The sequence below is a fragment of the Streptomyces sp. NPDC104814 genome, assembly GCF_055583185.1.
The window spans coordinates 692,039-710,016 of the sequence record NZ_JBVJOL010000002.1; the positions used below are offsets into that span (position 1 = coordinate 692,039).

Below are 17,978 nucleotides of genomic sequence, written 5' to 3' on the forward strand. Positions count from 1 at the left end.
ACCCGCCGGAGCGGCGGGGCGAGAAGTCAGCCGTTCAACGAAGCCGCTGCATTGGCCGAAAACCGTCCTTCGCTCACAGCCGTCACACAGGGCTGTAGGTCCGCTCGACCTTCTGCGTGCCGCTGCGGGTGCGGTAGGAGCGCACCCAGGTGGAGGTCGCGTCCGGGTCGGTGCGGTCGGACAGCACGTAGTAGTCCATCTGCGCCCGGTCGGCGGTGAGGTCCAGTACGCCGTAGCCGTGCCGGTCGGTGTCGACCCAGTGGACGTGCCGGTTGGCGGCCCGGATCACGGGCGAGGTGACCGCGGAGATCGTGCCCTCGGGCGCCTTGACGATGTCGTCGAGGTTGTCGGACGTGACCGAGGTGACCACGAACTCCGTTGCCGCCGACGGGGAGAGGGGATACGTGCCGGCGTCCACCGGCACGTCGTTGGCCCACGCCATGTGGATGTCGCCGGTCAGGAAGACGGTGTTGCGGATCGCGTTGGCGCGCAGATGGGCCAGCAGTTCGCGGCGGTCGTCGGTGTAGCCGTCCCACTGGTCGGTGTTGACGGCGATGCCCTCCTGCGGCAGCCCCATCAGCTTGGCCAGCGGCTTCAGCAGGTCCGCGGAGAGCGAGCCGATGACGAACGGCGAGATCATCACCGAGTTGCCGACCAGCCGCCAGGTGGTGTCCGACGCCTTCAACCCGGCTTTCAGCCAGTCCAGCTGCGCCCGGCCGGTGATCGTGCGGTCCGGGTCGTCCACCGCACCGGAGGCCGTGGACGCCTGCTGGGAGCGGAAGGAGCGCAGGTCCAGCAGGGACAGGTCGGCGAGCTTGCCGAAGCGCAGCCTGCGGTAGGTGGTGCCGGCGAGCGCCGGACGCACCGGCATCCACTCGAAGTACGCCTGCTTGGCGGCGGCCTGGCGCGCGGTCCAGGTGCCCTCGGCACCCTCGGTGTGGTTGACCGCGCCGCCCGACCAGGCGTTGTCGGCGAACTCGTGGTCGTCCCAGATCGCCACGACCGGCGCGCGCAGGTGCAGCGCCTGCAGATCGGGATCGGTCTTGTACGTCGCGTGCCGGATCCGGTAGTCGGCGAGGGTGAGGATCTCGTGCGCCGGCGAGTGCGGCCGCACGACCGTGCCGCGCGCCGCGTACTCGCCCGACTTGTACTCGTAGATGTAGTCGCCGAGGTGCAGCCAGGCGTCCAGGTCGGAGCGGGCCGCGAGATGGCGGTACGCCGCGAAGTGACCGGCCTCCCAGTTGGCGCAGGAGACCACGCCGAACCGCAGGTTGGCCACGGCGGCGTCGGCGGCGGGCGTGGTGCGGGTGCGGGCGACGGGGGACCGGGTGCCGCCGGCCGAGAAGCGGAACCAGTAGTCGGTGGCCGGCTGCAGGCCGCGGACGTCGGCCTTCACGGTGTGGTCGGAGGCGGCGGTCGCGGTGACGGAGCCCTCGGCGACGACGTTCGTCAGCGCCCGGTCCGTGGCGACGACCCACGCGACCTCGGTGTCCGGGCCCACGCCCGAGCCGGGTATCGCCTCCGGGACGGGGGTCACCCGGGTCCACAGGAGGATGCCGTCGGGCAGCGGGTCGCCGGAGGCCACGCCGTGCAGGAAGGCGGGTGCGGCGGACGCGGCGCGGGCGGGCAGGGCGGCGGCGAGCGGCCCGGCCAGCACAGCCGTCGCCGCCGCGGCCTTGACGACCGTACGGCGGCGCGGGGTGAAGGAGTCCGCCGCGGGGGCGGGAGCGGAATCGGCTCTGTATCGACTGGTCACGACCGATCAGGTTACTGATCGGTATGCGCGACAGCGGGCGAACCGGCAAAAGTTCGCCCGCTGTTGGGTGTGCGGTCGGGCCGGCCGCGTGACCGGGCCCGGCGAGTCAGCCCTTGAGCGCCTTGTCGATCGCCGTGTTGAACTCGTCCACCGACATCGGGGCGTTCTTGCCGTCCGAGCCGGTGACCTTCTTGCCGTCCATGACGAGGGTCGGGGTGCCCTGGAAGTTGTACTTCTGGCCGTCGGTGTTGAACTTGTCGCTCATCACCAGGGCCCACTTGTCGTAGGTCCCGTCCTTGACGGCCTTCTCGAACGCCGCGTTGTTCTTCAGCGCGCCGACGGTGTCCGCCACCTTCAGCAGGTAGGCGTCGTCCTTGAACTTGTCGTCCTGCTCGTCCGGGTGGTACTTCGCCGAGTACAGCGCGGCCTTGTACTCGAGGAACGCCTCGGGGCTGACGTTCAGCGCCGCGCCGAGCGCGCTGAGGGCGTTGCGGGAGCCCTCGCCGGGGATGTTCGTGTCGATGAAGGTGGCGCCGACGAACTGGATCTTGAACTTGCCCTCGTCGACGTCCTTCTTCACCGTCTGGCCCACCGACTGCTCGAAGGCCGCGCAGACCGGGCAGCGCGGGTCCTCGTACATCGCCAGGGTCTTCTTGGCGCCGGCCTTGCCGATCACGACGGTGGTGCCGTCCGCGCCGGTGGTGTTGGCCGGCTTGACGAGCTTCTGGTCCTTGACGGCCTCCCAGTGACCCGGCTTGTTGGCCTGGACGACCGCGTAGCCTATGCCGCCGGCCGCCGCGAGGACGGCGACGACCGACACCGCGACGGTGACCTGCCGCTTGACCTTGGCCCGCTTGGCCTCGCGCTCGCGTTCGGCCCGCAGCCGCTCGCGCGCCGCCGTCTTCGCCGACTGGGTGTTCCGCTTGCTCATGGTGATGATCTCCGTGATGGACACGCGCACGCCGTGCGCGGATGCGTAAGGGGGGACTGCCGGGCTCCGGCGTTCGCCCGTCGTGCGCCTTCGCACACCAACGGTCAGGCGAACACCGCCGAGCGGGGCGGTCCGCGCCGTCCCAGGGAGTGCGCGAGCAACGGGCCGCGCAGTGCGGCCGTACGGCGGACGGGGCGCGGCAGCCGGCGGACCGGGCCGGCCGGGGTGACCGCCACCGAGGCGACGGCCAGCAGCAGCGGCCGGAAGGTGGTCGCGGCCACCGCCCGCACCAGCTGGGTCAGGGCCCGCTCGCCCCGGCGCAGCCAGGCGGCCGCGAGCAGACCCACGCTCACGTGCGCGGCGAGCAGCAGCCAGGCGGTGGCCGGGTCGGCGTGCGAGAGCAGGGCCGGCAGCCGGTCGGTGTCCGTTCCCGTCATCCGGGCCAGCGGGGTGCCGACGGCGGTGTGGTTGCCGCACAGCACGTCCCAGCCGACCGAGCGCAGCGGGCCGGCGACCGGGCCGCCCGCCGCGCCGTAGCACAGGTGCTGACCCGTGGTGAACAGGGTGTCCGCGGCCAGCTCCAGCGGGATCAGCAACGCGGCGATCCGGCCGAAGCCCCGCTCGCGGCCCGCCAGCGCGTAGGCGAGAGCGAACACGGCCGCGGCGACCGCGGCGACCGTGTTGGCGGGCAGCGGGACCCGGGACAGCAGCACGTGCGACGCGGAGCTGACCGTCACGACCAGTGCCGTGAACAGCGCCGCGCGGAGCGCTCTGAGGTGGGTCCCGGATATGTCCATAGCGAGTCAAGAGTGTGGCACGAGCTCCGGTAAGGGACCCCTAAAGGGTCCCTGTGAGAGCTCACACCGTCATCGTGGGGCTCACAGCCCCGGAATGCGGCCGTTGCGGAACAGGTCGAGGAAGATCTGGTGGTCGGCACGCGCGCGTGCGCCGTAGGTGTGCGCGAAGTCGACCAGGAGCGGCGCGAAGCCCTCCTCGTCGGCGGCGAGCGCCGCGTCGATGGCCCGCTCGGTGGAGAAGGGCACCAGCGACTCGCCCGACTGGTCGTCGGCGGCCGCGTGCATGGTGGCCGTGGCCCGGCCGAGGTCGGCGACGACGCTCGCGATCTCCTCCGGGTCGTCGATGTCGCCCCAGTCCAGGTCGACCGCGTACGGCGACACCTCGGCGACCAGCTGGCCGGAGCCGTCCAGCTCGGTCCAGCCCAGCCACGGGTCCGCGTGCGCCTGCAGGGCGCGCTGCGAGATCACCGTGCGGTGGCCCTCGTGCTGGAAGTAGTCGCGGATCGCCTGGTCCGTGATGTGCCGGGAGACGGCCGGGGTCTGGGCCTGCTTGATGTAGATCACGACGTCGTTCTCCAGGGCGTCGCTGTGCCCCTCCAGCAGGATGTTGTACGACGGCAGGCCGGCCGAGCCGATGCCGATCCCGCGCCGGCCGACGACGTCCTTGACGCGGTAGGAGTCCGGGCGGGCCAGCGAGGTCTCCGGCAGCGTCTCCAGATAGCCGTCGAAGGCGGCCAGCACCTTGTAGCGGGTGGCCGCGTCCAGCTCGATGGCGCCGCCGCCGGGGGCGAAGCGGCGCTCGAAGTCGCGGATCTCCGTCATCGAGTCCAGCAGCCCGAACCGGGTCAGCGAGCGGGCGTCGCGCAGCGCGTCCAGCAGCGGGCCCTGGGCGGTGTCCAGCGTGAACGGCGGCACCTCGTCGCTCTTGGCGCCGGTGGCCAGGGCGTGGATCCGCTCGCGGTAGGCGGCCGCGTAGATCTGCACCAGCTCCGTTATCTGCTCGTCGCCGAGCGCCTTCGCGTAGCCGACCAGCGCGATGGAGGCGGCAAAGCGTTTCAGGTCCCAGGTGAAGGGGCCGACGTAGGCCTCGTCGAAGTCGTTGACGTTGAAGATCAGCCGGCCGGTGGAGTCCATGTACGTGCCGAAGTTCTCCGCGTGCAGATCGCCGTGGATCCACACCCGCGAGGTGCGCTCGTCCAGGTACGGGCCGCCGCGCCGGTCGGCGTCCACGTCGTGGTAGAAGAGGCACGCCGTACCCCGGTAGAACGCGAACGCCGAGGCCGCCATCTTGCGGAACTTCACCCGGAACGCGGCCGGGTCGGCGGCCAGGAGCTCGCCGAAGGCGGTGTCGAAGACGGTGAGGATCTCCTCACCGCGCTGCTCGTCGCTGAGCTGGGGTACCGACATCGCGGGGTGCCTCCTGGTACAGGTGGTGCAGTGGGTGTGCGAAGCGTCTTCGCCGCTTCCAACGGATGAAGGTACGCCCGAGTGCCCGCTCGCTGTCAGTGGGGCGGCATAGACTTCGACGCTGAATCCACAACCGTCCGCCGATCCGTCGCCGAGTGCCCACCCGTCACCCGACCGCCACCCCTCAACGAGGCGCTCCGCGCCGCAGCGCTTTCTTCTGGAGGCCACACAGTGTCGAAGCCGCCGTTCACGCACCTGCACGTTCACACCCAGTACTCCCTGCTGGACGGTGCCGCGCGGCTGAAGGACATGTTCAACGCCTGCAACGAGATGGGCATGACGCACATCGCCATGTCCGACCACGGCAACCTGCACGGCGCGTACGACTTCTTCCACACCGCGAAGAAGGCCGGGATCACCCCGATCATCGGGATCGAGGCGTATGTCGCCCCCGAGTCCCGGCGCAACAAGCGCAAGATCCAGTGGGGCCAGCCGCACCAGAAGCGGGACGACGTCTCCGGCTCGGGCGGTTACACCCACAAGACGATGTGGGCGGTGAACAGCACCGGCCTGCACAACCTCTTCCGGCTCTCCTCCGACGCCTACGCCGAGGGCTGGCTGCAGAAGTGGCCCCGGATGGACAAGGAGACCATCGCCCAGTGGTCCGAGGGCATCGTGGCCTCCACCGGCTGCCCCTCGGGCGAGGTGCAGACCCGGCTGCGCCTCGGCCACTTCGACGAGGCCCTCAAGGCCGCCGCCGACTACCAGGACATCTTCGGCAAGGACCGGTACTTCCTGGAGCTGATGGACCACGGCATCGAGATCGAGCGCCGGGTCCGCGACGGCCTGCTGGAGATCGGCAAGAAGCTCGGCATCCCGCCGCTCGTCACCAACGACTCGCACTACACGTACGCCCACGAGGCGCAGGCGCACGACGCCCTGCTGTGCATCCAGACCGGCAAGAACCTCTCCGACCCCGACCGCTTCAAGTTCGACGGCACCGGCTACTACCTGAAGTCCACGGACGAGATGTACGCCATCGACTCCTCGGACGCCTGGCAGGAGGGCTGCGCCAACACGCTCCTGGTCGCCGAGATGGTCGACACCACCGGCATGTTCGACAAGCGCGACCTGATGCCGAAGTTCGACATCCCGGAGGGCTACACCGAGGTCACCTGGTTCAAGGAGGAGGTGCGCCGCGGCATGGAGCGCCGCTTCCCCGGCGGCATCCCCGAGGACCGCCAGAAGCAGGCCGAGTACGAGATGGACACCATCATCTCGATGGGATTCCCGGGCTACTTCCTCGTGGTCGCCGACTTCATCATGTGGGCGAAGAAGCAGGGCATCGCCGTCGGCCCCGGCCGGGGCTCCGCGGCCGGCTCGATCGTCGCCTACGCCATGGGCATCACCGACCTCGACCCGATCCCGCACGGCCTGATCTTCGAGCGGTTCCTCAACCCCGAGCGCATCTCCATGCCCGATGTCGACATCGACTTCGACGAGCGCCGGCGCGTCGAGGTGATCCGGTACGTGACCGAGAAGTACGGCGCCGACAAGGTCGCCATGATCGGCACCTACGGCACCATCAAGGCCAAGAACGCGATCAAGGACTCCGCGCGCGTGCTGGGGTACCCGTACGCGATGGGCGACCGGATCACCAAGGCCATGCCCGCCGACGTCCTCGGCAAGGGCATCCCGCTGTCCGGCATCACCGACCCCAGCCACCCGCGCTACAGCGAGGCCGGCGAGGTCCGCGGGATGTACGAGAACGAACCGGACGTGAAGAAGGTCATCGACACCGCGCGCGGTGTGGAGGGCCTGGTCCGGCAGATGGGTGTGCACGCGGCCGGCGTGATCATGTCCAGCGAGCCCATCGTCGACCACGTCCCCGTCTGGGTGCGGCACACCGACGGTGTCACCATCACCCAGTGGGACTACCCGAGCTGTGAGTCGCTCGGCCTGCTGAAGATGGACTTCCTGGGCCTGCGCAACCTCACGATCATGGACGACGCCGTCAAGATGGTGAAGGCGAACAAGGGGATCGACATCGATCTCCTCAGCCTCCCGCTCGACGACCCCACGACCTTCGAGCTGCTCCAGCGCGGCGACACCCTCGGCGTCTTCCAGTTCGACGGCGGCCCCATGCGCTCGCTGCTGCGGCTGATGAAGCCCGACAACTTCGAAGACATCTCCGCCGTGTCGGCCCTGTACCGCCCGGGCCCGATGGGCATGAACTCCCACACGAACTATGCGCTGCGCAAGAACGGCCAGCAGGAGATCACGCCCATCCACCCCGAGCTGGAGGAGCCGCTCAAGGAGGTCCTGGACGTCACCTACGGCCTGATCGTCTACCAGGAGCAGGTGCAGAAGGCCGCCCAGATCATCGCCGGCTACTCGCTCGGCGAGGCCGACATCCTCCGCCGCGTGATGGGCAAGAAGAAGCCCGACGAGCTGGCGAAGAACTTCGTCCTCTTCCAGGAGGGCGCTCGTAAGAAGGGCTTCAGCGACGAGGCGATCCAGGCGCTGTGGGACGTGCTGGTCCCCTTCGCCGGCTACGCCTTCAACAAGGCCCACTCCGCCGCGTACGGCCTGGTGTCCTACTGGACCGCCTACCTCAAGGCGAACCACCCGGCCGAGTACATGGCCGCGCTGCTGACCTCGGTCAAGGACGACAAGGACAAGTCGGCCGTCTACCTCAACGAGTGCCGCCGCATGGGCATCAAGGTGCTCCCGCCGAACGTCAACGAGTCCGAGGCGAACTTCGCCGCGCAGGGCGACGACGTGATCCTCTTCGGCCTGTCCGCCGTGCGCAACGTCGGCACCAACGTCGTCGAGTCGATCATCAAGTGCCGCAAGACGAAGGGGAAGTACACCTCGTTCCCCGACTACCTCGACAAGGTCGACGCGGTCGTCTGCAACAAGCGCACCACCGAGTCGCTGATCAAGGCCGGTGCCTTCGACGAGATGGGCCACACCCGCAAGGGCCTGACGGCGCAGTACGAGCCGATGATCGACAACGTGGTCGCGGTGAAGCGCAAGGAGGCCGAGGGGCAGTTCGACCTCTTCGGCGGGATGGGCGAGGAGACGTCCAGCGAGCCGGGCTTCGGACTCGACGTGCAGTTCACGGACGAGGAGTGGGACAAGACGTATCTGCTCGCCCAGGAGCGGGAGATGCTCGGTCTGTACGTCTCCGACCACCCGCTGTTCGGCCTGGAGCACATCCTGTCCGACAAGGCCGACGCGGGCATCTCCCAGCTCACCGGCGGTGAGCACGCCGACGGCGCGGTCGTGACGATCGGCGGCATCATCTCCGGCCTGCAGCGCAAGATGACCAAGCAGGGCAACGCCTGGGCGATCGCCACCGTCGAGGACCTCGCTGGTTCCATCGAGTGCATGTTCTTCCCGGCCACCTACCAGCTGGTGTCCACCCAACTGGTCGAGGACGCCGTCGTGTTCGTCAAGGGACGGCTCGACAAGCGGGAGGACGTGCCGCGGCTGGTCGCCATGGAGCTGATGGTCCCGGACCTGTCCAACGCGGGCACCAACGCGCCGGTGGTGCTCACCATCCCCGCCACCCGGGTCACTCCGCCCATGGTCAGCCGGCTCGGTGAGATCCTCAGCCACCACAAGGGCGACAGCGAGGTCCGGATCAAGCTCCAGGGTCCGACCAGGACGACCGTGCTGCGCCTGGACCGGCACCGGGTCAAGCCCGACCCGGCGCTCTTCGGTGACCTGAAGGTGCTGCTGGGCCCGTCCTGCCTGGCGGGCTGACCGGCGAACGCGCAGGAGGGGCGCACCCGGTACCGGGTGCGCCCCTCTTCATTGCCTGGATCGCAACAGACCCGTCACACGCGTTCAGTTGTGGCCGAAGCTGCGCTTCCGCTTACGGGTGGCCACGTCACCGGGGGTCGCCTCCACCTCGGGCTGGGACTCGGTGTCCATGGCCGGCCGGCGGGTCGCCTGCTGGCCACGCTCGGTGGGGCGCTGCTGCTTACGATCACGGTTCTTGTTCTTGGCCATGGTGATGCCTCCTGTGGGGGATCTAGGGGCCAGGGCCGCGACCAGATTCACATAGACTGACAACGAGCGCATATCGGACAATTACCGTGCGTGACAAGGGCTGTGGAGACGCACCACACCGAAACGCCACGCCGAAGATCGAGTTCCGGCCGTTAACCTCCGCCCGGTCGGGCAGACTCGAAGGAAGCCCGAAGCAAACCTCCCGGGAAGAGGGTGAGTCGCGTGGACCGCTGCATCGTCCTGGTGGACGCCGGGTACCTGCTGGGGGCCGCCGCCAGCCTCCTCGCAGGCGAGCCCTCCCGGTCCCGGATCACCGTCGACCACGCCGCCCTGATCCAGGGCCTGCGGGAACGCGCCGAGGCCGACACCCAGCAGCCGCTGCTGCGGATCTACTGGTTCGACGGCGCCCCCGACCGCGTCCCCCAGCCCGAACACCGGCGGCTGCGCGTCATGCCGCGCGTCACCGTCCGCCTGGGCGCCCTCACCCGCAGTGACGGCCGCTGGGCGCAGAAGGGCGTGGACGCCGCCATGCACGCCGAGCTGACCGAGCTGGCCCGCAACCGCGCCTGCTCCGACATCGTGCTCGTCACCGGCGACGGCGACCTGCTGCCGGGCATGATGTCCGCCAAGGAGCACGGCGTCGCCGTCCATCTGTGGGCCGTGCAGGCCGCCGACGGCGACTACAACCAGTCCGAGGACCTGGTCGCCGAGGCCGACGAGCGGCGCGTGCTCGACCGGGCCTGGATCACCCGGGCCGTACGCGCCAAGGAACTCACCGGCGTGTGCGCCCCACCCCCCGCGCCCCGCCCCGAGATCGCCGCGATCCTCTCCGCACCGCTGCCCGAATCCGCCCCCACCGCCGAGCGGCCCCCGCGCGAGGCCGGACCCACCCCGGCTGCAGCCGCACAGAACGGCTCCCAGGAACGCCTCCCCGGCCCCAAGGGCGTCCCCACCCCGAAGGACCTCGCCGAACTGCGCGCCGGCGCCCCCGCCCCCCAGCAGCCCACCACCGCGACCCTGCGCTGGTCCTCCGACAAGGGCTGGGTCGACCGCCCCGGCACCCCCGCCGAGCCGCCGGAGGCAGCCGCCATGCCCACGCTGGCCCAGCTGACCACGGCCGAGCAGCGCTGGGCCGACCGCGAGGAGGACATCACCACCGTCGGCGGCGACCCCTACGAGGTCGGCCAGGTCTTCGCCCGCCGCTGGATCTCCCGCCTCGGCGACCCGGGCCACCTCCAGCGGCTGTCCGGGATGTACCCCCGCATCCCGCACCGCATCGACGGCGAGCTGCTGCGCTACGCCGCCCGCTTCGGCCTCCTCGCCCACAAGGACGACCAGATCGACGAGCACGACCGCTACGCCATCCGGGCGGGCTTCTGGAGAGAGATCGACGTCCCGACGACGGCGGAACCCGCCACCGCGGGGGACTGAGCCAGGGGCGGTAGACCGCCCCAACGGCGAGTAAAGCCCGCCGACCCCGTAGTCTCGTCCCTTGTGAGTACGCGCACGGCAGCATCGGAACGACCCCTCGGTGAGGTCGTCTGTGCGGTGCGCGGACTGACCAAGACCTATCCGGCGGTACGGGCCAGGCGCGGCGCTCCGGGAACCCCCGAGGTGCGCGCCACCGACGACGTACGCCTGGACATCCGGCGGGGCGAGATCTTCGGCCTGCTCGGGCCGAACGGCGCCGGGAAGTCCACCCTCGTCCGCCAGCTCACCGGGCTGATGCGCCCCGACGCCGGCAGCGTGGAGATCCTCGGGCACGACATCGTCCGCCACCCCGAGCGGGCCGCCCGCCTCCTCGCCTACCTAGGCCAGGAGTCCACCGCCCTCGACGAGCTGACCGTGTCGCTGGCCGCCGAGACCACCGGCCGGCTGCGCGGCCTGGACATCCGGCAGGCGCGCGCCGAGCGGGACGCCGTCCTCGAGGAGCTGGGCCTCACCCCCCTCGCCGGACGCCCGCTGAAGAAGCTGTCCGGCGGCCAGCGCAGGCTCGCCACGTTCGCCGCCGCGCTGGTCGGCGAGCGGTCGCTGCTCGTCCTCGACGAACCCACCACCGGCATGGACCCGGTGGCCCGCCGCGCGGTGTGGTCCGCCGTCGACCGCCGCCGCGCCGAACGCGGTACGACCGTCCTGCTGGTCACCCACAACGTCATCGAGGCCGAGACCGTCCTCGACCGGGTCGCCGTGCTCGACCGGGGCCGGATCATCGCCTGCGACACGCCCGCCGGCCTCAAGGAGCAGGTCGCCGACGAGGTCCGAGTCGAGCTGGTGTGGCGCGAGCGCGCCCCGCTGGACGTGCCGGAGGTCGCCGCGCTGCGCGACCGGGCCACCGAGTCCGGCCGCCGCTGGACCCTGCGGCTCGCGCCCGAGGAGGCCCGCGCGGTCGTCGCCACGGTCACCGGCGGGGCCGCCTTCGCGGCGCTGGACGACTTCACGCTCGCCACGCCCAGCCTGGAGGACGTCTACCTGGCCCTCGGCGGCGCCGCACGGCAGGGGCTGGTGAAGGCATGAGGCAGGGGAGTGCCGTACGGACAAGGAGCAGGTTCCGTTGAGTGTCGTACCCGCCGAGAGTCTCTCGGGCCGCGCCCGGGGCGTGACCCGGGCCGCCGCCGCCCCGGCCCCGGCCGAGCTCGGGCCGCGCGCCCGGCTGTGGCCGTCGCTGGGCGCCGTCTACCGGGCCCAGCTGTCCCGGGCGAGGGTCGCGCGGATCCCGCTGCTGTTCGTGGCGACCTTCCAGTCCGTCGGCATCCTGATCATGATGCGCGGGGTGGTGGACGGCGGCAACGAGGCCGAGTCGGTCGTCGCCGGGTCCGCCGTGCTGGTCGTCGCGTTCGTCGCGCTCAACCTGCTCGCCCAGTACTTCGGGCAGCTGCGCGCCAGCGGGGGCCTCGACCACTACGCCACCCTGCCGGTACCGCCCGCCGCCGTGGTGCTGGGCGCGGCGGCCGCGTACGCGTCCTTCACCGTGCCCGGCACGGTCGTCACCGCCGTCTTCGGCTGCGTGCTGTTCGGACTGCCGCTGACCCATCTGTGGGTGCTCGCCGCCGTCATCCCGCTCGCCGGTGCCGCGCTGTCCGGCCTCGGCGCGGCCTGCGGGCTGCTCGCCCCGCGCCCGGAACTGGCGACGCTCCTGGGCCAGCTGGGCATGTCGGCGGCGCTGCTGCTGGGCGTGCTGCCGGCCGACCGGATGCCGGAGGTCGTCCGGCTGGCCCGTGACCTGCTGCCGTCCACCTACGGCGTCGAGGCCCTCGCGCGCACCTTCGCGCCGGACCCGGACTGGGCGTACGTGCTCGGTGACCTCGCCGTGTGCGCCGGGGTCGGGATGGCCTCCCTGGCCGTCGCCACGTGGGCGTACCGGCGGGCCGCCGTCCGGTGACACGGCACACGGGCGCACCTGGCACGATGTGGGGGTGACCGCACCGCTGACACCGCCCACCGGGCCGCACGACCACTCCTCGTCCCCCTCCGGCCAGGCCGGTCCGCCTGCCGCGGGCGGATACGGGTACGGGACACCTGCGCCGCAGGACGCCGCGTACGGACAGGACGGGCCCGGGATGAAGACGGAACTGCGTGAGGCCGCCGTGGTCACCGTGGCGGTGACGGTCGCCGGTGCGCTGCTCGGGGCACTGTGGTGGTGGCTCGCCCCGCACGTCCCGCTGGTCGGCAGCGTGGTCGACAACAGCTGGGTCGTCTACCTCAAGGACAGCGAGGGCGAGCAGGCGATCGGCGTCGACGGAACGTTCACGCTGCTGGCGCTGGCGTTCGGTGGGCTCAGCGGGGCCGCCGTGTTCCTGTGGCGCAAACGCGGGGGCGTGCCGCTGGTGGCCGGCCTGGGCGTCGGCGGCCTGCTCGCCTCGCTGCTGGCGTGGCGCCTGGGCGTGTGGCTCGGCCCCGCGTCGGACGTCATCGCCCACGCCAAGTCGGTGGGCGAGGGCGTCACGTTCTCCGCGCCGCTGAAGCTGGGAGCGAAGGGGGCGCTGCTGGCGTGGCCGCTGGCGGCCCTCCTGATCCACCTCGCCCTCACGGCCCTCTTCGGCCCCCGAGACCCGGAACCGGCGGGCGGCTACGGAGTACCACCGGCGTAACCCTTGGCCTACGCGCCCGGCGCCTGCGTGTTCTGCGGTGGGCTGCGCGCCGGGCGTTTGCTGGGGGTCGTTTGGGCTGGCCGGGGTGGGGTCGCTCGCCGGCGCTGGCGGGGTGCCTCCCCCAAGCACTACGTGCAGGGGGTACCCCCAGCCCACCCACCCGTGCCGCCATGGGGGTCCCCCCTGCTCGAAGAGCTTGGGGGAGGCACGACTGCCCGCAGCTGGGTCGGCGTGGCAGCCGCCCGCCCGTCGCTGCGGCCGCCGCAGCGACGCCCCGGCGGCTCGCAGCCGCCCGCCACGGCGTTGCGGTAGGCGCCGCGCGCCACCGCGTAGGTGCACCCGCATACGGCGGGGAGGGGACGGGGTGGGGGGTGTCCGCCCGCAGCGTCCGGCACCGTGACACTGAGCGCTCGTCGGAAACGGCCGGCCGGACCGAGGACGGACACCTCCCGCCCCGGCCCCGACGTGGAACCGGCCGCAGGCGAGGACCGCAACCGGCCACCGGACGGCAACGGGCCGCCGCAGGCAAAAAAGGGGCGCGGGGAACGGCGCGACCAGCCACGACGCACCCGCGCAGGCCGCCGCTGGCGTCCGTGACCAGCCACGACGCACCCGCACAGGCCGCCGCTGGCGTCCGTGACCAGCCACGACGCACCCGCGCAGGCCGCCGCAGGCGTCCGTGACCAGCCACGACGCACCCGCGCAGGCCGCCGCAGGCGTTCGTGACCAGCCTCGACGCACCCGCACAGGCCGCCGCAGGCGTCCGCGACCAGCCACGACGCAGCCTGCGCCCGAAGACCTACCCCCGCCCGATCGGTGCCAGAACCGCCGACGTCAGTTTCGCCAGGTCCCCCGGGGACAGCTCGACCTCCAGCCCCCTGCGCCCCGCCGACACGCAGATCGTGTCGAAGGCCGATGCCGACGCGTCCAGCACCGTCCGCAGCCGCTTGCGCTGCCCCAGCGGCGAGATCCCCCCACGCACATACCCCGTCGTGCGCTCGGCCAGCGCCGGGTCGGCCATCGCCGCGCGCTTGCCGCCCACCGCCGAGGCCAGCGCCTTGAGGTCCAGCTGCCCGGCCACCGGCACCACCGCGACCGTCAGCGCCCCGTCCACGTCCGCGACGAGCGTCTTGAACACCCGCTCCGGGGAGACACCCATCGCCTCGGCGGCCTCCTCGCCGTACGAGGGATGGCTCGGATCGTGGTCGTAGGCGTGGACCGTGAAGTCCACGCCCGCCGCCGTCAGCGCCACCGTCGCCGGCGTCCCCCCGGCCTGCTGCTGCTTCTTCGCCTTCTTCGCCATACCCGGCCGTTCCCCAAGATCAGTTCAGACTCGTCGGCCCGCGCGTCAGATCCGCCGCGGGCAGCGACGGCAGCGTACGGATGATCGCCGTCTCCGCGCGCAGGAGTTTCAGCTCGTCCCGCAGCCGGGACGCCGTGTCCGGCGCCTGCAGCAGCCGCTGCTTGGCCGGCGTGTCGAGCATCATCGCCGCCGCGACCAGGTACGACACCACCGACGGCTCGTCCGGCAGCTCCGCCCCGGTCGCCAGCGACCGCTCCCGCGCCCCCGCCAGCCGCTTCTGGTACTGCCGGAACGCCCGCAGCACCCCCTCCGCGAGGGCCCCGGCCTCGTCGCCGGGCTCTTCCGGCAGCTCCTCGAGTTCCGCGGTCAGGAACGGCCCCGAGGTGTCCACGGACAGCAGCCGCACCCTCGTCGTACCGGTCGCCAGGACCTCGAAGGTGCCGTCGGCACGCTCCCGGACGGTCGCCGCGTCCGCGATGCAGCCCACGGAGTGGAAGGCCTTCACCGGGTCGGTGCCGAATCCGGCCGCGGGCCCGAGTTCGGGCACCGCCGTCTGGTCCGGCAGGCCGGGCACGCTGGGCGCGACCTCGCGGCCGTCGCGGATCGCCACGACGGCGAAGCGGCGCGGTTCGTCGTCGGGCGTCTTGAGCAGCTCGCGCATCATGGCGCGATATCGCTCCTCGAAGACGTTCAACGGGAGGACGAGCCCGGGGTACAACACCGAGTTCAGGGGAAAGAGCGGGAGCCGGACGGTGGTCACGGCGCCACAGCCTAATGGCCGACCCGGCAGGGATGTCCGCCGCGCCCACGCAGCGGACGCGTCACCGCGCCCCGGAGGCCGCCACTCCCAGCTCCTGCCGCACCTGCAGAAAGCGCCCCAGCGGGTCGTCGGACTGCCGCTCCCAGGGGAACGACGTGGCGTACGGGCCGTTCATCCGCAGCTGCTCCAGCGCCTCGGCGGGCCGGTCCAGCCGGGCCAGTACATGGATCAGCAGGTTCCGGATCGGCGCGGGCCACGGGTCCGCGGGCCCGAGCAGCGCCGACAGCGCGATCCCCCGGTCGGCCGCCGCGTCCAGCCGCTCACGCTCCACGGGCGGACCGCCGTGCGCACCGCGCGGGCCGGACAGACAGGCGAAGGCCGCCCGCAACGGCAGCGCCTGGACGAACGAGTCGGCGGGCGCGTCCTGCGCGGCCCGGTCGGCGAAGTCGAAGCAGGCACGGTGGGCGTCCTGCTCGGAGGCCGCCAGATAGCGCAGCGCGGCGACATGGCAGCCGTAGTGATGCGGGGCGCGCCGCACCGCCGCCTCCCACAGCTCCTCGAAGTACCGGTGCCCGGCCCGCGCGCCCCGCGCGTGGTCCAGCGCGATGCGCCAGGGCACCGGGTCGGCGTCGTCGCGGCGCGCCGCCCGGGTGATCAGGGGGCTCACCTCGCGCAGCGCCTCCGCGCGGGCGGGGGAGCGCCAGGCCCGGTCCACCGCGAGCTGGGCCTCGACCACCAGCCCGTGCGGGTCGTCAGGGTCGGCCGTGCGCCAGACGTCCAGCCACTCGGGGCGGGAGCGGGCGAAGGCGGCGAGCCGCAGGGCGTAACGGTCGCGGCGCTCCCACTCGGCGGCGGCGCGGGTCGCGCCGAGCAGCGAGGCGGCGGGCGCGTGGTCGCCGCGCGCCGCCGCGACCAGCACGGGGGCCAGCCGGGAGTCGGGCGCGTCGAGCAGCACCTCGTCGTCCGGGACGTGGGGGGCGTCCGAGTCGGGCCCGGCGGGGTGCGCGGCGGTGGGGGTCATCCGGCCCGAGCGGATGAACGGCAGCAGCAGAGCCATGGTGTCGACCATTGAAAAGCCGCTGCTCGTGGCCGCGCCAGTGGCTACACGGAACCTCCCGAAAGTTGTACGCCTCGCGGTCAAGGAAGAGCAAAACGTGACGCTTCCTCAACTTATCGAACCCCTGTGCCGCGTACCCCGGGTAACCGCAGGTCGCCGGTGCGGCGCACCCGCCGTACGGCTGACTACCCCCGCCGCAGCAGCCGTGTCGCTCCCGCCGCCACCGCCGTCGCCAGGACCCAGCCCAGCAGGACCAGCGCGGCGGCCAGCCACTGCCAGCCGTCGGTCAGCTGCCACTGGCCGACCTGGCCCAGGTCGATCACCGGCAGCAGCAGGTCCAGGGCGAACAGCGCCGGATCCCACGCCGGATGCTCGTCACGCTGCACCGGCGGCGGCCCCGCCTGCGCGAAGGCCAGCGAACCCGCCGCCCACAGCACCGCCAGCCACAGCGCCGCCCGCCCCGGCCGGTAGCCGTAGGCCACCGTCCAGTCCTGGGCGTACCCCCACAGCTTCGCGGCGAGCGGCAGCGTCTCGCGCCGGTGGCGCTGCTTGGCGAGCAGCACCTCGCGCGCGTCCTCGTCCTCGCCGGCGCCCCGCAGCACCGCCGCCAGGCGCTCGTACGGCTCCGGGTTGTACTCGGCGGTCGCCGCGGCCACCCAGCCGAGCCGCTCGCTCAGCGGGAACGGCCCGTGCGGCACCAGGCACTCGTAGCTGAAGCCGGCCATCTGCAGCCGCCCGGGGCCCGGCCAGGCGCTCGCCCGGTCGATGAGGGTGACGATCCGCGCGCCGGACAGCACCACCCGCCCCAGCCGCGGCTGCTCGCCGAGGAAGCGCAGCTCCGGCGTCTGCACCCGGCGCAGCGACAGCTCCTGTTCCTCGCGGAGCGCGAACCGGGCCCGCTCGAAGTCGACGGCGTCCCCGAACCGCCCGTCGTCCAGCCGGACCCCGCCCCGGCACTCGAACGCCTGGATCCGCGTCCCCTGCGCCGGTGTGACCCCCATCAGCGCCTGGCCGCCGACACCGGCCGGGGTCAGGTACAGCGTGCGCTCGACGGTCATCTGCGGGGCGTTCAGCGCGTGCCGGGCGTACGGGTTGGCCAGCCGCGCGCCGCGCAGGCTCAGCGACACGCCGATCTTCGCGCCACGCAGACTCAGCTCGCCGTCCGACCGGAGCAGCTCCGCCTGCAGGTCCTGGCCGACACTCAGGCCGTCCCCGGCGATGGAGCGGCCGGTGCGGTCCCGGTCGACGATCGCCTCGTTGAGCATCAGATCGGTGCCTATGTGCGCGTCGGTGAGCCGGATGCCGCGGTGGAAGCGGCAGTGCGGCAGATACAGATCCCCCTCGGTGTGCACGCGCGCCGCCTCCAACCGCGGCACCGAGCAGTTCACCAGCCGCAGTGTCGTGAAGCGGGCCTCCGGCAGCAGCACATCACTGTCGAAGCGGCAGCCGCGCAGCTCCACGTAGGGCGCGACCCTGCCGCCGGCGAGGTCGAGCGCGCCGCTGAGCCGCACCCCGACCAGCTTCAGCGCGGACACGCGGCCCGCGAGGGCGGGCGGGCCGTCCAGCAGCAGCCACGCCACGATGCGCGCCCGCACCGTGCGCTCCGGGCCCCAGGGGTGGCCGCCGTGCGGGTCGTCGACGGTCGGGTCGCCGCTGCTCAGGTCGTACACACTGCCGTTGCGGAAGGCCAGCCACATGCCGGCTTCCGTGGCGGTCAGCTCGTCCGGCAGCACGCCGGTGTCGTGGAGGCCCACCTCCTCGGTCACGGCGCTCACTTCCTCCCCGGCTACTCGCGGGTTCGGTCTTCGTACAGCCGTTCATGCCCGGTGGGTCACCCCCCGAACACCCAAAGTGACGGT

The 17,978-nt window shown here is 72.1% G+C and carries 14 protein-coding genes; 5 read left to right on the forward strand and 9 right to left on the reverse strand.

Annotated features, from left to right (window positions below; genetic code table 11):
- Positions 1-82 precede the first annotated feature (82 nt).
- The 4 genes from ACZ64A_RS11675 to ACZ64A_RS11690 all read right to left on the reverse strand — a co-directional run bounded on the left by ACZ64A_RS11675 (position 83) and on the right by ACZ64A_RS11690 (position 4,891).
- A complete protein-coding gene (locus ACZ64A_RS11675; protein ID WP_469809812.1) occupies positions 83-1,756 on the reverse strand; it encodes an alkaline phosphatase D family protein in 1,674 nt (557 codons plus the stop codon).
- Positions 1,757-1,862: 106 nt separating this feature from the next.
- On the reverse strand, positions 1,863-2,687 hold the full coding sequence (locus ACZ64A_RS11680; protein WP_469809813.1) for a thioredoxin domain-containing protein: 825 nt from the start codon (positions 2,685-2,687) through the stop codon (positions 1,863-1,865).
- A 104-nt stretch (positions 2,688-2,791) separates the two neighbouring features.
- Positions 2,792-3,484: a hypothetical protein gene (locus tag ACZ64A_RS11685; protein ID WP_469809814.1), complete on the reverse strand. Its 693-nt coding sequence runs from the start codon at positions 3,482-3,484 to the stop codon at positions 2,792-2,794.
- 81 nt (positions 3,485-3,565) lie between these two features.
- Positions 3,566-4,891 (reverse strand): DUF2252 domain-containing protein, encoded by a 1,326-nt coding sequence (locus ACZ64A_RS11690; protein ID WP_469809815.1) that lies wholly within the window; start codon positions 4,889-4,891, stop codon positions 3,566-3,568.
- Between the two features lie 231 nt (positions 4,892-5,122).
- Between ACZ64A_RS11690 and dnaE the strand changes: the two genes are divergently transcribed.
- A complete protein-coding gene (gene dnaE, locus ACZ64A_RS11695) occupies positions 5,123-8,662 on the forward strand; it encodes a DNA polymerase III subunit alpha (protein WP_469809816.1) in 3,540 nt (1,179 codons plus the stop codon).
- A gap of 84 nt (positions 8,663-8,746) precedes the next feature.
- On the opposite strand, the gene ACZ64A_RS11700 is transcribed toward dnaE, so the two are convergent.
- Positions 8,747-8,911 carry a hypothetical protein gene (locus tag ACZ64A_RS11700; protein WP_361632831.1) on the reverse strand — a complete coding sequence of 55 codons (165 nt, stop codon included), beginning with the start codon at positions 8,909-8,911 and terminating at the stop codon, positions 8,747-8,749.
- Positions 8,912-9,133: 222 nt separating this feature from the next.
- On the opposite strand from ACZ64A_RS11700, the gene ACZ64A_RS11705 reads away from it, so the two are divergent.
- From ACZ64A_RS11705 to ACZ64A_RS11720, 4 genes are all read left to right on the forward strand, one after another.
- Entirely contained in the window at positions 9,134-10,342 is a 1,209-nt protein-coding gene (locus tag ACZ64A_RS11705; RefSeq protein ID WP_469809817.1) for an NYN domain-containing protein, read from the forward strand.
- A gap of 63 nt (positions 10,343-10,405) precedes the next feature.
- The gene (locus ACZ64A_RS11710) at positions 10,406-11,425 is read left to right on the forward strand and encodes an ABC transporter ATP-binding protein (RefSeq protein WP_469809819.1); all 1,020 of its coding nucleotides are present in this window, start codon (positions 10,406-10,408) and stop codon (positions 11,423-11,425) included.
- A 37-nt stretch (positions 11,426-11,462) separates the two neighbouring features.
- A complete protein-coding gene (locus tag ACZ64A_RS11715; protein ID WP_469809820.1) occupies positions 11,463-12,290 on the forward strand; it encodes an ABC transporter permease in 828 nt (275 codons plus the stop codon).
- 34 nt (positions 12,291-12,324) lie between these two features.
- On the forward strand, positions 12,325-12,999 hold the full coding sequence (locus ACZ64A_RS11720) for an AAA family ATPase (protein ID WP_469809821.1): 675 nt from the start codon (positions 12,325-12,327) through the stop codon (positions 12,997-12,999).
- 799 nt (positions 13,000-13,798) lie between these two features.
- Here ACZ64A_RS11720 and ybaK read toward each other — a convergent pair.
- From ybaK to ACZ64A_RS11740, 4 genes are all read right to left on the reverse strand, one after another.
- Positions 13,799-14,302 (reverse strand): Cys-tRNA(Pro) deacylase, encoded by a 504-nt coding sequence (gene ybaK, locus ACZ64A_RS11725; protein WP_469809823.1) that lies wholly within the window; start codon positions 14,300-14,302, stop codon positions 13,799-13,801.
- Positions 14,303-14,321: 19 nt separating this feature from the next.
- On the reverse strand, positions 14,322-15,062 hold the full coding sequence (locus ACZ64A_RS11730; protein WP_469809824.1) for an LON peptidase substrate-binding domain-containing protein: 741 nt from the start codon (positions 15,060-15,062) through the stop codon (positions 14,322-14,324).
- Positions 15,063-15,123: 61 nt separating this feature from the next.
- Positions 15,124-16,131 carry a hypothetical protein gene (locus ACZ64A_RS11735; RefSeq protein ID WP_469809825.1) on the reverse strand — a complete coding sequence of 336 codons (1,008 nt, stop codon included), beginning with the start codon at positions 16,129-16,131 and terminating at the stop codon, positions 15,124-15,126.
- 173 nt (positions 16,132-16,304) lie between these two features.
- On the reverse strand, positions 16,305-17,885 hold the full coding sequence (locus ACZ64A_RS11740; RefSeq protein WP_469809826.1) for an oxidoreductase: 1,581 nt from the start codon (positions 17,883-17,885) through the stop codon (positions 16,305-16,307).
- Positions 17,886-17,978: the final 93 nt, after the last annotated feature.

Bases quoted from the DNA above. Each gene is read 5' to 3' on its own strand.
- ACZ64A_RS11735 (WP_469809825.1), bottom strand. From the start codon at position 16,131: ATGGTCGACACCATGGCTCTGCTGCTGCCGTTCATCCGCTCGGGCCGG.
- ACZ64A_RS11680 (WP_469809813.1), bottom strand. From the start codon at position 2,687: ATGAGCAAGCGGAACACCCAGTCGGCGAAGACGGCGGCGCGCGAGCGG.
- ACZ64A_RS11690 (WP_469809815.1), bottom strand. From the start codon at position 4,891: ATGTCGGTACCCCAGCTCAGCGACGAGCAGCGCGGTGAGGAGATCCTC.
- ACZ64A_RS11700 (WP_361632831.1), bottom strand. From the start codon at position 8,911: ATGGCCAAGAACAAGAACCGTGATCGTAAGCAGCAGCGCCCCACCGAG.
- ACZ64A_RS11685 (WP_469809814.1), bottom strand. From the start codon at position 3,484: ATGGACATATCCGGGACCCACCTCAGAGCGCTCCGCGCGGCGCTGTTC.
- ybaK (WP_469809823.1), bottom strand. From the start codon at position 14,302: ATGGCGAAGAAGGCGAAGAAGCAGCAGCAGGCCGGGGGGACGCCGGCG.